General features: G+C 74.3%; 6 protein-coding genes and 1 pseudogene. 3 read left to right on the plus strand and 4 right to left on the minus strand.

Translation table 11 applies throughout. From position 1 onward, the window contains the following. Window positions 1-230 precede the first annotated feature (230 nt). Complete coding sequence (locus tag NDAS_RS12465) at window positions 231-1,088, minus strand: helix-turn-helix domain-containing protein (protein ID WP_013153547.1); 858 nt, start codon at window positions 1,086-1,088, stop codon at window positions 231-233. A gap of 173 nt (window positions 1,089-1,261) precedes the next feature. Between NDAS_RS12465 and NDAS_RS12470 the strand changes: the two genes are divergently transcribed. Then, on the plus strand, window positions 1,262-2,014 hold the full coding sequence (locus NDAS_RS12470) for an SDR family NAD(P)-dependent oxidoreductase (protein ID WP_013153548.1): 753 nt from the start codon (window positions 1,262-1,264) through the stop codon (window positions 2,012-2,014). 168 nt (window positions 2,015-2,182) lie between these two features. Here the strand turns inward: NDAS_RS12470 and NDAS_RS28895 are convergent. From NDAS_RS28895 to NDAS_RS12480, 3 genes and pseudogenes are all read right to left on the minus strand, one after another. Then, a pseudogene (locus tag NDAS_RS28895) lies at window positions 2,183-2,302 on the minus strand (IS481 family transposase); the annotation flags it as partial. Window positions 2,303-2,365: 63 nt separating this feature from the next. Next, window positions 2,366-2,719 carry a hypothetical protein gene (locus NDAS_RS12475; protein WP_013153549.1) on the minus strand — a complete coding sequence of 118 codons (354 nt, stop codon included), beginning with the start codon at window positions 2,717-2,719 and terminating at the stop codon, window positions 2,366-2,368. A 42-nt stretch (window positions 2,720-2,761) separates the two neighbouring features. Then, window positions 2,762-3,154: a hypothetical protein gene (locus tag NDAS_RS12480; RefSeq protein WP_013153550.1), complete on the minus strand. Its 393-nt coding sequence runs from the start codon at window positions 3,152-3,154 to the stop codon at window positions 2,762-2,764. A gap of 794 nt (window positions 3,155-3,948) precedes the next feature. On the opposite strand from NDAS_RS12480, the gene NDAS_RS12485 reads away from it, so the two are divergent. Both NDAS_RS12485 and NDAS_RS29300 read left to right on the plus strand, forming a co-directional pair. Continuing rightward, on the plus strand, window positions 3,949-10,671 hold the full coding sequence (locus tag NDAS_RS12485) for a hypothetical protein (RefSeq protein ID WP_148265109.1): 6,723 nt from the start codon (window positions 3,949-3,951) through the stop codon (window positions 10,669-10,671). Then, entirely contained in the window at window positions 10,671-16,532 is a 5,862-nt protein-coding gene (locus NDAS_RS29300) for a hypothetical protein (protein WP_244275530.1), read from the plus strand. Before NDAS_RS12485 ends, NDAS_RS29300 begins: the two co-directional genes overlap by 1 nt. Window positions 16,533-19,003 lie beyond the last annotated feature (2,471 nt).

Raw genomic sequence — 19,003 nt, forward strand, 5'->3', positions numbered from 1 at the left:
ATGACCGAAAGGAGGGCGTCTCCTCCGCTTCCCCCGTTCCCGTCGGTTCCCTCCCCCCGCGATGTCCCGACGGCGGAAAGGACGCGGAACAACGAAGGACACCGAGCGGATATTCCCGGTGCAAAGGACGGAAAACGGTGGACGTCGGGCCCGGGCGCAGCCGGTGCAGGCCCCGAAGAAGATCGCCGTTCCGCTATCGGTACGCGGCCGGGGGAAAGCCCGCCCCGGCCTCAGCGGTCTCCGGCCGGCGCCTGCGGGGCAGGCGTCGTCCGCCCCGCCGGGGAGACCAGGAGCGCGAGACGGTCCGCGCTCTCCGGATGTGCGCGGTCGGGGTGGTAGATGACGAGCAGTTGCTCGTCGGTGTCGTCGATGGCGAGTTTGGACACGTTCAGGTCCATGGGGCCGACCCGGGGGTGGTCGACGCGGACGAGGCCGCCGCGGGGTGGACGGACATCGTGACGTGCCCAGGCCCGCCGGAAGGCCTCACTCGCCAGGGACAGCTCCTCCACCAGTTGCGCGACTCGCGGATCGCGCGGATCCGTTCCCACACGCCTGCGGAACATCGCGACCATCTCCCGCCGGTCGAGGTACAGGTGGTTGTCCGTGTCGAGGAAGGCCGCGCGCAGCAGGTTCACGCCCGGCCTCAGCTCCGGGGAGAGCGCGCGTGCCAGAGGGTTGCTCGCGAGCACGTCCGCGTACCGCCCGGCGACGAACGCCGGTGCGTCGACCGTGTGGAGAAGGTCGAGGACCCGGGGAGCGAGGGTCTCCCCCCGACGGGGTTCACCACGCGAGGGCCGCGGAGCGGTGCCCAGTCCGAGCAGGTACTGGGTGGAGGGTCCGTCCAGTCGCAGCGCCCGCGCGATCGACCCGAGTACCTGGGCCGAGGGGTTGCGGTTACGTCCCTGCTCCAGCCGCAGGTAGTAGTCGGAGCTGATGCCCGCGAGCAGGGCGACCTCCTCGCGGCGCAGCCCGGGAACACGGCGGCGGGAGTCCTCGGGGAGGCCGACCGCCTGGGGGGTCACCAGCTCCCGTCGGGCACGCAGGTACTCACCCAACGGGTTCTGTCTGTCGGTTCCGCGTCCTGTCATCACCCCGGATGGTATCCGCCCGGACGGGGGGAGCGCCTGGTCCTGTCACTCCCAGGATGAAGGCGGCCTACCCGGGACTGGCGGCGATAGCGGATCGTCGCTGGGGAGCGCGGCGCACGCCGACAGGTACCCGCGCTCGGCCCGTATGTCCGACCCGAACAAGGGAGGTCCTCGTGTCCTCGGATCGCATCGCTCTGGTTACCGGAGCCAACCAAGGTATGGGCAAGCAGGTCGCGAAGGAGCTGACCGCCGACGGGGTGACCGTGTTCGTCGGTTCCCGCGACGCCGCCCGCGGCGAGGCGGCCGCCGCCGAGATCGGAGCCGGCGCGACCCCGCTCCAGCTCGACGTGACGGATCCTGAGTCGGTCGCCTCGGCGGCCCAGCGGCTCCGCGAGGAGGCCGGTCGGCTCGACCTCCTCGTCAACAACGCCGCCGTCTCCACCACTCGGCAGGGTGTCGACATGGCCGAACTGCGCTCCTTCGCAGCGGCGAGCGTGGTCCCGCTGGAGGAGGTGCGGGCTGTCTGGGAGGTGAACGTCTTCGGGCCTGTGGCGGTGTACCAGGCCGTGCTCCCGCTGCTCCGCCTGTCATCGGACGCACGCATCGTCAACGTCACGAGCGCGCTCGGTTCTCTGACGACCGTCACCGACCCGACTCTCCCCTACCACGCGCTCTTCGAGCCGGTCTACGCGGCGTCGAAGGCGGCGCTCAACGCCGTGACGGTGGCGATGATGGCCGAGCTCCGGGACTCCGGTGTCAAGGTCAACCTCGTTTCGCCGGGGTTCGCGAACACCTCGCTGGTCAACTTCGAGGGCACGGAGTCGGTCGAGGACGCCGCTCGTGAGATCGTGCGTGTCGCCCGGCTCGGGCCCGAAGGGCCCTCCGGCACCTTCACGACGTGGGAGGGAGCGAACCTCCCGTGGTGAGTCCACAGGGCTGATCCGTCAGCGCCGCGTGCTCTCAGCCGTACGGGCACGGCCCAGCGATGACAGGGTGCGACACCTGTCACACGGGACTTCTGGGGGCGTGGGCGGCGGGTTCCGGCGTTTCCCGGCGTTCCCAGACGGTATGCGGGGAGGGTTCGCCGAAGGGCCGCCGATGCGGGCCGGGCCCCATCGGCGGGTACGGCGGAGTTCGATCACGCGGCGTTCGCGGCGGGCGGGGGCGCGCTGGGGTGAGCGGCGCGGGCGGCTGGAGGCGCCGTCCATCCCGGCCCTGGCCTTGGGCGCGGCAGCGGTCGGCCCGGCATTTGGCGGTGGACCGCGTGCGTGCGACCGTCAGCGGCGTCCGCCGCGCGTGCGCGGGTCGAACGAGCCGGGGACGTCGGCGTTGGCGTCATCGGCGGCGGAGAGACCGTGGACGGTGCGGACCACCCCGTCGGCGGCCTGCCTCTGCGCCACGGCGACGTAGTCGAGGAGCTGCCAGAGGATCTTCTCCGCCTCGCCCAGGGTCTCCTGCATCCGCTTCGAGTACTCCCCCTCGACCCCCCAGGGCGCCTCCTCGAAGGACGTGATCGCGTCGCGCGCGTCGGCCACCACCTCGTCCGTGAAGTCGGCGGCCTCGTAGACGAGCTTGTTGTGCCGCCCGATCCCGTCTACGTCGACGGAGAGCCGGCCGTGTGATGCGGACATCGTTCTCCTCCTGTTCGCTGTCTGATGGCTGCGGTCGGACCGTCACTCCAGGTCGCGCGGGGAGAAGCCCAGTGCGCGCAGGGTCTCCTCGACGTCCACCTCGCCGCGCAGCACGGCGGACGCGTCGACGCCTTCGGGGGAGGCGAAGTCGTACGCCTGCACGGCCCGCTCCGCCATCCGCCGCTGGGCGCGGGCGATCACCTCGACGATCGTAGCCGACAGCTCTGCGGCGGCCATGCCCCGGTACCCGTCGGTGTGGAACACGAGCCCGGCGAGGTCACCGGTCGCGTCGACCTCCGCGGTCACCAGCCGGTTCCTGGACGTGGCCTCCTCGGTCTCCGACTCCAGACCCTCGCCCGCCTCCATGAGCTCCCTCAGTGTCGTATCGAGCCGCCGCAGTTCGGCTTCCATCTGCTCCCGTATCGGTGAACTCATGCCTTCAGGATCTCCTTCAAGGTTTTACTCAGGTCGTTCACGACAGGGACGGCCCGTGGAAGCGCGCTGCCGACGGCACTCCGGACGGCGGCCGGAACACCACCCGGCCCCGCTGTTGCGCGGCGGCGCCCCGGACACCCGCCGAGCACCGCCGGCGCGACCGCCCCGGGGCCGGGGGAAACCGACACGCCGGAGATCCGGTCTCGGTCACGCAGCCCAACGCGACAAAGGACACCGCACCGGCACGCCTTCCGAATGGGATGGAGAACTCCGTTCGCGGTCGGTTCCCACCCGGCCTCCCGAGTGGGCGGTGCCGCCCCGCCCCGGGAGGTCGGAGGCGCTCCCGGGCCGGCCCCGGCCAGCGATCCCGGTAGCCGTGGTCAGGCCGGGTCCCGACAGGAGGCCCTCCCCCGGCGACGCACACCTGAGAAAGGAACAGGAAAGCGATCACGGGCAACAGAACAGGGGAAGGAGGAAGGGTGGATCACCGCACGGGACCGGGCCGCCCCGGCGAATCATTCCCCTCCGCCCGACACAACAGGTACCGCACCGGGTGAGGTGAATGCAACCCGCGGAGTCGTGACTATACATAGGGGTCATCCCCCTCCGCATTCGGCACCCGATCGGAAAAGCCCGGAAACACGGACGCAACAAAATCCCGCGTCCGCACCCGCGGAACACCTCGAAACCAGAGGGGCGGGTTCCACTCCTGCGCGCGATGATGTTACCTTTACCCTCGCTTCAGATGCGCGTGGTGGGGAAAGGGGTCGGGAATGCTGTTCGACCCCCAGAAAATGGGTGACTCAGCACACGATTTCGTCAAAGTGGTGCTGGGCATCGACCTTCCCCGGGCCAGCGCACCGGCCATGCGCGCCGCTTCGGAGGTCTACGACCTCCTCGACAAGCAACTGCACGAGCTCTCCGACGTCATGGACACGACGCGCACCAACGTCCGGAGGCACTTCGGCGGAGCGGCCTCCGACTACTACAACCGCTCCCTGGCCGCCTTCACCAGCGGCGACAGGGACTACATCGGCAACGCGGCGAGCACGAGCCGCATGCTCTCGACCGAGCTGCGCAAGGCGGCGGCGAACGTCGACTACATGGTGGCGATGGTCTGGGTCCAGGTGGCCCAGCTCATCGCCGAGATCACCTGGGCCATCGCGACGGCCAAGTTCACCTTCGGCGCCTCCCTGAAGTGGATCCCGGTCTTCAAGGCGATCCGGAGCCTGGCCATCCGGCGTCTCATCGCCTGGTTCCTCGTCACCGTTCCGAGTCACCAGGTCGTCAGCCAGGTCTTCGCGAGCTTCGGCGCGCTGATCCAGCGCGTCCAGATCGCCAACGGCGACCGGGACGGGTTCGACAAGCGCTTGGCGCACGACGCGCACGTGGGGGCCGTGATCGAGGGGCTCGTCTCCGCCGGCATCTCCGGGGGTGTCGGAGCGTTCGTCAGCAGCGGTTTCGCGAACGCCTTCAGTCGCAGCATGGACGACCTGCGCGGTCTGCCGGACCCCGTGCCCCCGCCACAGGTCAAAAACGGCGTGCCGGACCCCGTGCCCCCGCCGCAGGTCAAAAACGGCGTGCCGGACCCCGTACCCCCGCCGAGCACGCTCAACGACGACCTCGCCGACCTCTTCACCCGCCACCGGGACGAGATGCTGGTCCCGTTCCACCCCAACTCCCCCACCGGGGCGCGCTCCTGGGACAACGCGGTCGAACAGAACGCGTTCCGCGCGGAGGTGGCGGACGTGTTCCAGCGTTCCTTCGCCGAACGCATGGGCGCCGACCAGGCGCGACGGCTGGGCGACGACTACGCCGACACCCTGATCCGCTCGTGGGGCGACCCGGACCTGGGCTCCCGGCTCTCCCGGACGATCGGCGACCGGTTGCCCCCGCCCCTGCGCGAGCACCTGTCCGACGTCCCGCAGAACCTCGCCGGAACACTGCACCAGAGCGCGCAGGGCTTCCTGCCCTACGTGCGGGGCCTGGGACTGGGCGCGGGGACCGGGGCCGCGGAGGGCTTCCTCAGCGAGGGCCTGGGCAGTCTCGCCAGCGGCCAGGGGTTCGTCGTCACCCCCTGGTCCGCCACGTCCGGCGCGACCATGAACACGGCCCACCAGCTGACCACCGACTCGGCGCTGGCGGGCATCGACGCGCTCAGCGGCCCCGGCGGCACCCTCCTTCCGCCCGACCTCCCCCCGCCCCCGGAGCCGGAGCGGCCCGACCGGGCCGAGGGGGACCCGGTACGGGGCGCGGCTCCCACGGTGTGGCCCGCCGCCGGAGACGGCGGTGGGAGGCCCACGTCCGCCGACGGTCCCGACGCCCCCGACACCACCGTCGTACCGCCCGTCGGCGTCGATGAGCCCGCCCCGGTACGGGGTGACGGAGACGGAACGCACGACGGCGGGGACGAAGCCCCGGCGAGCGGCACGGACGCGCACCGCACCGGCGGCTCCCCGGCCGCCGGAGACCAGGGCGCCCCTGCGGCCCGGAGGCAGCAGGACCACGGCCCGGACGGGGCCGACGGCGCGGACGCGCACGGGCCCGGGAACCCCTCCGAGCGGGTCACCGGGACGCCGGAGACTCCGGCCGCCCGGGCTGCGCGGAACCACGACCCGGACGGGGCGGACCACACCGACGCCTACCGTCGAGGAGACACCCCCGGTCCGCTCACCGGTGATTATGACGCCACGGGAGCCGGGGCTTCCCGGGACCGGACCCCGGCGCCCCCGCACGAGGAGGGAACCGAGGTCCCCCCACCGGCCCCGGCCGCCGTGACGCCCCCGGTCGGCGCCGACCGCGCCGCGCCGCCGCAGGGTACGGCTCCCCCGGGCCGCCCGTCCGGCGAGGCGGGCCAGCCGTCCCGCCCGGGAGCACAGGAGACGACGCGGTCCGATCCGGAACCGGCCCCCGCCGGAGAGGCCGGTCCCGAGCGGAACGACTCCCCCTCCCCCGTCACCGCGGAGTCCCCCGACCCGGCCGACATCCGGGAGATCGCGGCCCCGCCGACGGCCGCCCCCTCCGGGAGCGCGTCCCCGTACTCGTTCGACGCCTCGCTGAACCCCGTCGACGGCGTCCCGGACACCCCGGGCGAAGCCGACGACAACTCCTCCCTCGGCGACACGGACTCCGACGCGTCGTCGCTGTTCGACGACGCCGCCTCCGAAACGTCGAGTCTGGACACCGCGTGGTCGGACGCCGAGGACGCGCCGCCCGTCGAGGCCGCCGCCTCGCACCCGGCCGTGAAGGACGCGAAGGCTCCGGAGGGCGTTCCCGGCATCCCGGACGCGGCTCCCGGGTCCGGCCTCCTGGCCTTCCCCGTGACCGAGAGCGGTCCGGCGGGGCGCGTTCCCAGCGCTCCCGCCCTCTCGGACGGACCGGTCCCGGAGACCGTGCGCACCGACCCGCAGACACCCCCGCCCGGTGCGGCCGTCCCCTCCGCGGACCGCCACGACGCCATCCGGAGCACCGGGGACGCCGATGCGACCGGAGGGTCCGGAACCGGACGTGACACCGTCCGCGACCAGGGCGGCGACGGTGCTCCTCCGGCCCGCTCCGGCACCGGTCCCACACCGTCCGAGGAGGACTCGCCCGGGAGCGCGCCCCCGGAGACGGACAGCGGCGAGTCGGCACCCGCCGCCGACCCCGCGGACGCACGAGCCGATCGCGCCGCGGACCTGGTCGCGCAGGCCCGACGGCACCTGGATGACGGGGACGTCGCGCGGGCGCGGGCGGTGGGCGCGGACATCCAGAACCTGCTCGCCCCGCGGCCCGACGACGGCTCCCCGCAGAACCCCTCCGTGCGCAGGGCCCGCACCCTGGCGCTCGGGCTGGTCTTCACCCTGTCCGACCCGGCGAACCCGCGGGTTCCCGCCGCCCCGGACGCCTTCCCTGCGGACAAGGCCGAGGACGCCGCCACACTCCTGGGGGGCGTCGAACGCAACCTCCGGGACCGCCACGACCCGGCGCGTGCACGGCTCTGGCTCCCGGGCGGCAGCCTGACCACGCAGTACGTCCGCGACACCCTGCCCTCCGCTCCTTGGGCGAGCGCGACGCGGAACAGCGGGGCGCCGGTAGCGGGCTCTGGGGACGCCGCGCGCGCCGCCGAGGCCACGACGTCCGACACGGCCGAGGGCACGCCGGCCCCCACGCGGAGCGCGGACGCGGACGCGCCTGCGGCACCGCCCGCTCCCGGACCCGAGCGCGCGGCGGACAGCGGCTCCGACACCCCCGCGAAGACGCGCACCGACCCCGCCGTCTCCGGGATCGACCCGAGGGCCGACGCCCGCGCCGCGTCGGTCCTGGACCGCCTGCCCGAACTCACCCGGGCCCTCGCGGACAACGACGTCCCCCGGGCGCGGGCGCTGGGCGCCGAGTTCTGGAGATCACTGCGACCGGTCGACGGTCCGGCCCCGGAGAACCGCTCCATCCGCGAGGCGCGCACGCTCGCGCAGGCACTGGTGTACGTCCTCTCCGACCCCTCCGACAGGCGCGTCCCGCTGAGCGGCGGGTCCATCCCTCCCGGACGCGTCCGGGACGCCGAGGTCCTGGCCCGCGGTATCGGCCGCCACCTCCGGGACCGCCACGACCCGGTCCGCGCCCGGCTCTGGCTGCCCGGCGGGCGGCTCACGACGGACTACGTCCGCTACGCGATGCAGGACCCCGCGGACCGGGGCCCCTCCCCCTACGGCGCACCGGCCCCGGTGACGACCGTGAACACGGCGCTGGTGGACGGCGACGGAGACGCACCGGCCCCGCAGGGACGGTCCGGGGAATCGTCGACGCCGGACCGGACCGGGGACCCCGGACCGCGCGCGACGGACGCGGACACCGAGACCCCGCCGGCCCCGCTCTCCCCCTCCGAGGCCGAAACCGTGGCGCAGCGGGCCCGCGAGACGGCGGAGAACGCCCTGGGCCTGGCGCGCGGGGCCGCGGACCGGGTGTCCGCGGCGGCCCGGACGGCGGCCGACGCCGCCACCGGGACCGCGGACGCCGTGACCGCCGCCGAACAGGCCGCCCGGGCGCGCGAGGAGACCGCCCGCGCGGCCGGAGCGGCGCGGGACGCGGCGCGCCTGGCCGCCGAGGCCGCCCGCGCGACGTCCGCCGCCCTCGACCGTGCCGAGCAGGCGGTCCGGGAGACGGCTCCGGACACGGACGCCCACCGCGCCGCCGCCGACGCCGAGGCCGCCGTCCGCGCCCGCCACGAGGAGACGGTGCGGCTGCGGGAGGGGGCGCAGCGCCACGCGCGGGACGCCGACGCCGCGTTCCGCGACGCCGCCGCGACCGCGGACGGCGCCCTGACGGCCGTCTCCAGCCGCGTCGCCGGGGAAGCCGAGCGGACCGCGGCCGCGACCGAGCGCGCAACCACCGGAGCCGCCAACGCCCTGCGCGTCACGCGCGAGGCCGCGGACCGGGCCGCGCGGGCGGCGCGGGACGCGACCGACGCGGACGACACCGCGGCCGCCGTCACCGCGGCGGAACAGGCCGTGCGGGAACGGGACACCGCCGCCAACGGGGCCGGATCGGTGCGGTTGGCCGCGGACCAGGCCGAGGGGTTCGCCGGTCGGACCGCCGCGTCGGTCGCGCTGGCGGAGCGGATCGCCCGGGCGGCCGCCCCCGGCACGGACGCCCACCGCACCGTCACGGGCGACGAGGCGGCCGTCCGGTCCGGTCGCGACCGGGCGGACCGGCAGCGGGCCGAGGCGCGGGCGCGCGTGGAGGAGGCCGCCACCGCACGCCACGACTCCACCACCGCGGCCGTGGAAGCCCTCACCGCGGCCGCGCACCGCGCGGCGTCCGACTCCGCCGGTACCCGGATGGCGGCCGACGACGCCTACCGGCGGTCCGGGATCGCGCGGAACCGGCTCGCGCGGGCGGAGGACGCCGTCCGGACCGCGGTCCTGGCCGACACCGCGAGCCCCCGCCGTCCGCAGGAGTCCCGGGACGCGGTCCGGCGCCTCACCGATGCCGTCGGTGAGGCGCGGGAGGCCGCGGACTCCGCGCTGCGGGCGCGTACCGACGCGGAGGCCTCCGCGGGGTCCGCGCGCGTCGCCGGCACCGCCGCCGCCCTGGACTCCCTGGGCCGGGCGTCCGCCGCGCTGCGTTCAGCCCCGGACAGCGCCCATCCGGCGGCCACGCGGGTCGAGGCGGACCTGCGGCGGACGGACGCACTGGTGGGGGGCGCCCGCGACCTGCTCGGACGCACCGCGCAGGACCTCGCCAACGCCCGGCGCCACGCGCAGGACACCGTGCTCTCGGCCGAACGCGCCGAGGCGCTGCTCCCCTCGGACCTGCCGTCGGCGTCCCGCCTGCGCGAGAAGACGGACGCCCGGTACGACCTGGACTACCTCGTCACCTCGCGGCTGAGCGGCCCCGACCGCCTGTTCACCAGGGCGGTCCACCAAGCGGTCGCGGGCATCGTCGGACAGCGGATCGCCGACCCGCCGCCCGATCTCCCCCGGCTGGTGGACGCGGCCCTGAACCGGGTGGCGCACGAACACGGCATGTCCGCCTTCTTCGCGCCCGGGGGCCGGGAGATCACCGTCACCGATCCCGGGGCGGACGGCGCCGTCCCCAGGTCCTGGACCGTCCGGGTCTCGCTGGCGTCCGAGGACCCCGCCGGGTACCGGCACCTGGACGTCGAGCACCGGAAGTCGGGAGCGCCCCTGGAGTCCCGGGAGGAGGAGCGCAGCCGCTCCGCCACCACCGGGGGCTCATCGTCCTACGACCCGCGCCGTATCCTCGCGGCGCGTTTCACGGGAAGCCCGCTGCTGCTCGGCGACGTCACCGGGTCCGCGGCGGGACCGTGGGTGACGGCCGGCGGCAGCTTCTCCCGCGGGCAGCGCGCGGCGTCCCACGGCGGGACGACCACCGCCGCCTCCAAGATCGAGTACACGACCTTCGCCAAGCCCGAGTTCTACGCCAACGACCTGCGAGTGTGGGCCGAGGTGACCGCGCGGCCGGAAGGGGACGGGACGGCGCCCGCCGCGGGCGGAACCAGCGGGAGGGACACCGGTGAGGCCCCTGCGCCCGCCGTGGACCTCCCCGTCGGCTCCTCGGTGATCCGTGACGGCATGGTGTTCACCCTGGCCGGCGAGGTCCAGGGGCGGCCCGACGGGATGCCGGGGCGCATCGACCTCGCCCCGGGCGCCGGGGAGGGGGACGGCCCCGGCCGCCGGCCCCGCAACCTCGGCCCGACGGGCGGTCTGCCCATCGCCGTCCACAGCGTCACGCCGAACGCCCCGGACGGGAGGGGCCCGGCGCACACCGACCTGGGCTCCTGGGTCGCCGACTACCTGGTTTCCGACGCCTACCGGCTGAACAGGGAGGCGACCAGCGAGAACACCGCGGTCCAGTGGATGAAGGACCTCACCGGGCCGGGCACCGGCCAGGACATCGCGCGGTGGCAGCACGAGATTCGACACGTCCTCGACAACGACTCCTTCCAGGAGTACCTCCCCCACCTGGACCGGGGTCCGGTCACCGTGAGCGCCTCCCACCCCGCCTGGGCGAGGTGATGATGGAGTTCTCCGCGAGGCCGCGCGACTACCGGATCAAGGACCACAGCCCGCTGATCGACGACGCGACCTTCAAGGAGAGCGTCAAGGACGGCACCAGCCTCACCCAGAGCCGCAACACGAGCTTCACCCTGACGGGGGGGACCGGTTTCGGCCTGGTGGCCGAGCTCCCCTCCGGAGGAACCCTGCGTGTCAACGCCCCCCATGTGGAGGCCACCTGGTGGCAGTCGCTGCACTCCGAGAGCCACAACGCCTCCGGCTCGGGCGAGCACCGGTCCCTCAGCCGCTACGTCTCCTCCACGGAGAGGTTCGCCGCCTACGAGGCTTCCCACGACCTGTTCGTCCACGTCCAGGGCGAGGCGGCGCCCCACCACTTCACCGTCACCGGTGTGGAGCTGCTCCCCGGCGAGACCGCGGGCCGGCTGGACCGGGCGGCACGGGGCGAGGGGCCCGCCGACAGCGGGGGCGAGGGCGAGCGGCGCCCGCCCTTCCCGCACCTGGACACCGAAAACCCCGTCCACTTCCGGGGGTCCCACTTCCTCGGCCTGGAGTGGAGCTCTCCCGCCCCCGGCGACGGGAGCGACGGGGACTCCGACGGCTCCCGGGGGACCGGGGCCCCGGACACCTCCGGGGCATCGGCACCGCCGGTCACGTCGGACGACCGGCGCGGCGTCCTGGACCGGTACCTGGACGACGTGCTGGCCGGGATCGCACGCGAGCACCCTGGCCTGGTCATCCCCGAACTGGCCCGCGACCGGAACACCTACGCCCGCAGGCCCGGACGGGAGGAGGCCTCCTACTTCGAGCGTTCGTTCCGTGAGCGCTGGGGGTTCCGCCGCTCCTACGACACCGCCTACAAGAACACGATGCTGGTGCGCGACACCCTCCAGAGCACCCTGGGCAAGGACGGCCTCGAAAGGCTCGCCCGCCCCGGGGAGGGCCTGCCCGTCCGGCTCCGGGAGTCGGCGACGGTGGACCCGACCCTGATGGCGAGGCTGAAGGAGTTCCTCCGCCCGAACACGGTCACCGTCCGGCTGCACGCGGAGTTCGGCCGGCTGTCCCACGACGGGAAGAGCACCGCCGAGACGGGCCTTCGGGTGCGCGGCACCGCCTCGGCCTCCACCGAGTCCGCGACCGGGAGCGCGTTCACCCTCGCCGTCTCCGCGGGTTCGGGCATGGTGCGCTCGGCCGAGGGCGACGCCCGCGGGTTCGCCCGGCTGCTCGGCGGGTTCATGGCCTCGATGGGCTGGAACCGGGTCGACCACTTCGACGCGGCGTACGGCCTGGAGCACAAGTCCGACGCCCGCCTGTTCTTCCCCGAGGGCTCGGACCGGTGGAGCGGCGAGGTGGTGCTCAGCGCCCGCCTGCACGACCACGACGCCGATGAGCAGGCCCGCGGCACCAGCCGGGGGACGGACCTGCTGGACAGGCCCATCAAGGCCGCCTACTCCGTGGTCACGCCCACCACCGTCGGCGACAACCTGGTCTCCGCGCGGCCGGAACCGGGGCAGGCCGACCGGGAGCGGTCGGAACTGACCCCCGAAGAGGCCCGGGAGATGCTCGACCCCCGTCCGGGGCGCCGCGACTCCCCCGGGGAGGACGCCCCGGGCGCCGAGGACGGGGCCGCGCCGTCCGAGGGGACCGCCCGGACCTCCGGGGCGGAGGGGGAGGCCCCCGCCGACCCGCCGACCGACAACACGCGTGTCCTGCTGGACCACGGCGCGATCATCGAGCACGTCAACCCCCTGCTCCGGGAGGCGGGCGACACGGGACCGGGCCGCAACCTCCTGCGCCGCACCCTCGACGTGTTCTCCCGTCCGCGCCGGTTCTGGTCGGACGGGGGGCGGATGAAGCTCTCCTCCTTCCTGGACGGCGTCGGCGGATCGGCCCTCCTCGCCAACCTCGTGTCCCCCACCGCGGTGGCCTCCGATCCCGCCTCCTTCGCGGAGTCGGGCCGCCGCAGGCGGATCGAGATGCGGGGCACCTGGCTGTCCCCCAACGACATGCGGGCCACCGGGGTCACCAAGGTCACGGTCGGCGAGATCACCGACCTGAGGCTGACCAAGGCACAGGTCACCGTCCAGGCCGAGACGTCGTCGACGGCGTCCGCCGCCGTCACCAGGATCAGCGGCTTCTTCGCCCGCTTCACGGGCTTCGCCGGTGGGACCACCAACTCCATCGAGGAGGGCGGGGCCGAATCCGGCGCCGACCGGTCCACCGCCGACGGCATCATCCCCATGGCCGGTCCCTCCCACATCAGGAGCTTCCTCCGCCGCGGCGAGACGACGGACTCCGGGGTCTCCTCCGCCTCGGGGCTCCTCCTGCTGCCCAAGGCGGCGGCCGTCTACGCCTTCACCGCCGCGGGCGCGATCGCGCAGGCGTGGGAGTTCAAGAAGCACCGCGGCCTCAACCTCCCCAACTGGTGGACCCACAGGTACGCCGGGTGGAGGGCCCGGGTCGACGACCTCGTCTCGGGCTACATCACCGCCCGCGACGCCGAACAGGCCGGCGTCATCACCGACGCCGTGACCCACGGGGACGACGGCGCGCCCGAACCCTCGACCCAGGCCAACCCCGCACCACCGCCCCACGCCCGCGTCCGCGCCGGATTCGACAGCGCGGGCAGGCAGGCCCTCCCCGTCGACCCGGCCCGCGCCGTGGACGCGCTGGAGACGAGGCTTCGCGCCCACGGGCTCACCCTCAGCCGCGGGGGCAAGGAGCGCCTGCTCGTGACCCTCTCCGAGCAGCTGGGGACCGCGACGGACGCGCTCCCGCCCGTTCCCGTCAACGTGGTGTCGACGGACCGCAACGCCCACTTCTCCAAGCCCGCGCGGGTCCTGGTGAAGTTGGACAGGACCAACCCCCGGGTGGACTACGTCACCTCGGCCGCCGCCACCGTCGAGGCCCACTCCTGGCAGGCCGAGCACTCGCACGAGGACTCCCGGCAGGCCTCGCACACCACGGGCCTGGACTTCGTCCCCTGGCAGCCCAGCGGCACGAACGGCGGCAGCGACCGGCCGCCGGACAGCAGCCTCCTCTTCGTCTCGCCCGCCGCTGGGGCCGGTGGAACCCGGAACGCGTCCGAGGGGTTGTCCTCGTCCGCGGAGACCACCCACACCATCGTGATGGAGTCCTCCGGCCCCTACGTGAAGATGACGGAGGACGCGTCCCTGACCCTGACCATCGAGGTCGACGGCGACGGGCTCGTGCCCACCGCGGGGGTCAGGCGGGGGGAGAGGGCGCCGTACCTGGAGTACAAGTCGCCGGTCGTGGAGACGGCGACGGTGGACGGAGGACGGATACGCACCTTCCACCTGGGTTCGTCGCTGGACTTCACCCCGCCCGCGGCGCCCGCCGCACCGCTGGACACGGTGCCCGCGCCTCCCACCGCCACCCCCCGCGCGGGCGACACCCTCGCGGGCGCCCTCACCACCGCCACCGGGGAGCTCGCCCCGCCTCCGGACGCACTGCGCGACGCCGTCATCATGCCCACCGCCGTCCACGGACCCGACCTGCGCGACACCGCGCTGCGGACCGTCGCCGCGTCGCTCGGCTGGGAGCCCCCGGCCGCCCCCGACTTCGGAGGCGACCCGACCGCCGAGCAGCTCGACCAGCTCCGCGCCCACCACGCCCGCGCCACCGACGACGCCCGCCGCCACATCGCCGACCGCCTCGAACTCGACCCCCGCTACACCCCCATCGACAACTCCCTCAACCCCGTGGCCCTCAAGGGCCTCCTCTCGCACAACCTCGGCCGCCCCTCCGGTACCGACATCCTGCGGATCGGGCGCACCCAGTGGCGTGTCGCCGCCACCCCCGACTTCACCGGCGCCCGTATCGTCACCGCGCGCCCCGACGCCAGGCTCGTCCACAAGGAGGCCGAAGGGCGGAGCGTCTCCCACAGCCGCTCCCAGGGCGGCGGAACCACCGCCACCACGGCCTTCCGGCCCACCGGCCACCACACCGTGGACCCCGACGACAACGACCGCAACGCCTACCTCACCGGCTCCGGGGAGGCCACGGCGCGCACCATCACCGGTGACTCGCCCACGGGCGACGGCCTGGCCAGCGGAGAGCCCTCCGACATGGAGCGCCAGCGGCTCGGCACCGCCTACCTGGTGGAGTTCGACACCACCTGGACCACCGGCGCCCGAACCGAGGAGAAGGCGTTCTTCGGTGGCACCGTCCCCCGGCAGTTCACCTCCCACCACACCAACAGGACCAGCGCCTGGATCTCCCGGAGCGACGCCGTAGCCCTGGGCGTCCTCACCTCCGAACAGGCAGACGCCGCCGAAGCGCCCATCACCGCCGAGTACGACGCCGCCAAGGCCATGGCCGACGCCGAGGCCGCCTACACCGAGCAGCGCGCCAAACTCCCCGCACTGGTCAAGGCCTACCTCGACGCGTACAAGGCCCACGCCGCCGACCCCACACCCGCGAACCGCGCGGCCCTCGACGACGCCCGCACCGCCTACGGAACCCAGACCACCGCCTACCGGACAGCCCTGGGCGCCTACAACGACGCCGTGACTGCCTGGACCACCGCGACCAACGCCACCGCCGCCCACCTCGCCGATATCACCCCGCCCGACGCCCCGCCGCCGGCGGCCCCCCGTTCCACACCCAGCGCGCCGCTGGAGGAGCAGCTCCGCCCGGTGTTCGGCCTCACGCCCCGGGAGGCTCCGGCCGCGCCCGACCCGAGCGGCACGACGACGGAACCGGACTCGCGCACCCCGGCCCCCGCGGCCGGGCCGCCGCACCCGGGGACCACCTCCCGCACGACCGTCTTCGCCATGACCGACATCGCCGGAGAGGTGCGGGATCCGGACGGGGACGGCACCGGGATGAGCGGCGCCGACCTCGACTCCCTTGCCCGCGGACTGGGGCTGACGGACACCGACGATCCCGCCGCGTCCGGGTCCGGGACGATCCGCCGGCTACCGACCGGGGCCGAAACCGACCGCTACGGCGACCTCCTGCACGACCCCGCCTACAACCCCAACACCTTCGACGCCCTCCCCACCGCGACCCAGGACGCGGTCTCCGCCTACACCTGGTCCGCCTGGCTGAACGACTTCGCGCGGCTGCACCCGTTGAACGAGGCGACGGTGCAGGCCGAACTGGACCGGATCCGCGACCAGAGCCGACCCCACCCCGGATGGCAGGTCTACGAGATCGGCGGCGGCCGCTGGCCCGACCTCACGCAACTACGAGAAGCCGCGCAGCGGGGCGGGCTGAGCCCCGAGCAGCAGCGGATCGAGCGGGGCGTCCTCGACAACCGGTATCCGGAGGCGGCGCTGGAGAACCTCCGCGTACACTCCGGGACGCGCGGGCGAAATCGCCGAATCCCTCGCCCTGGGCGGGGAACCGGCGCACTTCCCCGACGCCCCGGAAGTCCTGGATCTGTTCCGGCACCTGGACCGCGCCACCGGCCACCCCTTCCCCGAGGGCTTCGAAGCCGTGCGCGGGACGTACGAGTACCAGCACCTGCTGGGCGAGGGCAACACCGATCCCTACAGCCTCGCGGGGACCACGCACGTGAGTGCGGGGTATTTCTCGGCGTCCCTCGGTACCGTTCCGTCCGCAGCGGGCGGCTCCTCCATCAACCTGATGCGGCTGACCGTGCCGCACGGCTCCCACGGGCTGTGGGTCGGCGACCGCAGCCAACACCCCCGCGAACGCGAGGTGATCCTCGCCTGGGGGACCCGCTACCAAATCACCGCGGTCGAACCCTGGGGACGCGGCTACCTCTTCCACGCCCAGATCCTGCCCCCCGCGCACGAGGACGGGCCCACCATCACGGCCCCGACCTGGACGGGCCAGGCACTGGAGCGCATCGACCAGACCCTGAACGTGAATGACACGGCAGCGACCCTGACCGGGATACACCAGGAGGCGCAACGCCTCACCGCTGACCTGGCCTCCACTCTCCGGGATGCCGACGGCCCAGACCGGACCGCGACGATCGACCGCCTCGAAGGGCTGCGAGAGGCGGCCGAGCACCTGGCGGACCGGGCCGGGGAGATCGCCGACACCGCCCCAGAAGCCGTCACCGCCGCGGTCGCTATGGCCGCGGACCTGGCCGCCGCCGCGCAGAGCGTGGCCGCGCGCGCTGGCGCCGACGCGGCCGCGGCCCGCGACGCGATCCCCGAACCGTCCGAGGTGGACCCCGAGAACCCGGACCGGATCACCGACGCCGCACGCGAGCGCGACACGGCCCTGACCCGGGCCGGGGAGGCCGACACCGCCCGCCAGGACGCCGAACGCGCCGCCCACATCGCCTACGAGGCCGCCGACACCGCCACCCGCACCGCCGGGGACGGGGCCCGGGTCGGGGAGGCCCGCGCCGCCGCCCAGAGGGCGGACACCCATCGCCGCGACGCGATCACGGCCGCCCAGGACGCGGCCGACCGGCACGAGAGCCTGACCCGTACCGTCAACGTGGCCGCGAACATCGCCGTCGGTATCGCGCTCGGCGACGCGGCCTCCTCCCGCGGCGACGCCGCCGCGCGGGCGGCCGCCCTGGACCGGGCCCGGTCCATCGCCGAGCTGACCCCTCCGGGCTCCGTCGCGCGCGCGAGGCTGGACATGCGCATGAACATGCCGGGGTTCTCCAGCCCGTTCGGCTCCAACAACCCCTTCGCCTTCGCCGTGACCGACATCGCCGGAGAGGTGCGGGACCCCGACGGGGAGGGCGCCGGAACGAGCGGCGCCGACCTCGACTCCCTGGCCCACGGGCTGGGGCTGACCGGCACCGACGACACGGAGTCAGCCCGGTCGGAGGCGCCCGGGCCCGCGACCGGCACACCCCCCAGCGCCCCGGCGGACTCGCTCCTGGACACGTTCCACAGCGCCCTGAACACGCAGACCCCGCCCGGCCGGAGCGGACCGGTGACCGGTGAGGAGTCCTCCGACCCCGGGACCGCGCCGTCCCCGCGGCCGGTCCCGACCCGGTCCGCGCCCGAGCCGAACACGGGCGACGAGACCACCGTGTTCCTGATGGAGACGGCCGACGAGGACCCGGCCGAGGAGGGCGGACGCCTCCCCGAACCCGGCTGGACGCGCGAGCGCGAGGACCGGATGGCCGACCTCCTGGGGCTGGAGGACCCGGCCGCCCGCGCCGCGGAGCTCGACGATCCGGGCACCAACCCGCACACCTTCGACGCGCTGCCCCGGGAGCAGCGCGAGGCCGTCGTCGCGCAGGCGGCAAGCGGCTGGCTGTCGTCCCTCACATGGATCCCCTCACTGGACACCGACTCCGTCCAGAACAGGCTGGAGGACCTGACGTACGACGCGGGCGACAACGCGAGCGGTGACGACCTCAACGGCTGGCCGCTCTACGAGAAGAACGGGAACCGGTGGCCGACGCTCACCGAGATCCGGGAGATCCACTCCGACGGCGGGTCCACCCGCACCTTCGACCGGCTCGTCAACGACATCTTCAGGGCGCCCGACCCCGGCCGACGGCTGCGCCACTGGTACGACAACGCGGACGACGCCGGAGCCCTGGCCAAGGCCGCCGGCGGCGCCTACCCGACGGCCGACGAGGTCCTGGACACCCTGCGCATCCTGGACGCCGCGACCGACCGCCCGCTTCCCGGCCCCGTGGAGGTGACCTTCGCGCTGAGCGGGGACGAAGGCCTCCACGGACTCGTCGGATACGTCGAGGGCGACCCCTCCTCGCTGGTCGGCACCGAGCAGCGGGAGGCGGGGTACCTGCGCACCTCGCTGGACCGCTCACCGGCCACCGTAGACGACACCGCGGCCCTGGTCCGCCTGACCGTGCCCGAGGGCGGGCGCGGCCTGTGGATCGGCGACCGGGCGGACGCCTCCGACCCGTACACGCTCCTCCTCACCCGCGGCACCGGCTACCGCGTCACCGGCGTCACGGAGTCGGACGGGATCGTGGAGATCACCGCCGTGGCCCTGCCCGCGGAACCGCGACCGGTGGCCGCACCCCCGGCGGAGCCCGCCGCCGTCCACGACGACGCGGGCCACGGAGGCGACGACACCGGCGACGGCACGGAATCGGACACCTCGGACACGGATTCGGACGCCTCGGACGCGGACACCGACGGCAGGGGCACCCTCGACGAGGACGGCATCCGCCGCTTCGACTCGCCCGGGGAGGTCGACGGGCAGGACCGGTGGCTCCAGGACCCGGCGAACAACCCCCACGCCTTCGACACCCTCACCCCCGACCAGCAAGGGATGGTCGACGTCTACACCAGGTCGGCCTGGATCACCCGTGTCGCCCGCATCCGGCCCTTCCTGCCCCAGACCGTCGCGCGGCAGCTGATGGAGTGGCGCTCCCAGTCCCGGGCCGAGGCCG

The sequence above is a fragment of the Nocardiopsis dassonvillei subsp. dassonvillei DSM 43111 genome (assembly GCF_000092985.1).
In the GTDB taxonomy this organism is placed as follows: Bacteria; Actinomycetota; Actinomycetes; order Streptosporangiales; family Streptosporangiaceae; genus Nocardiopsis; species Nocardiopsis dassonvillei.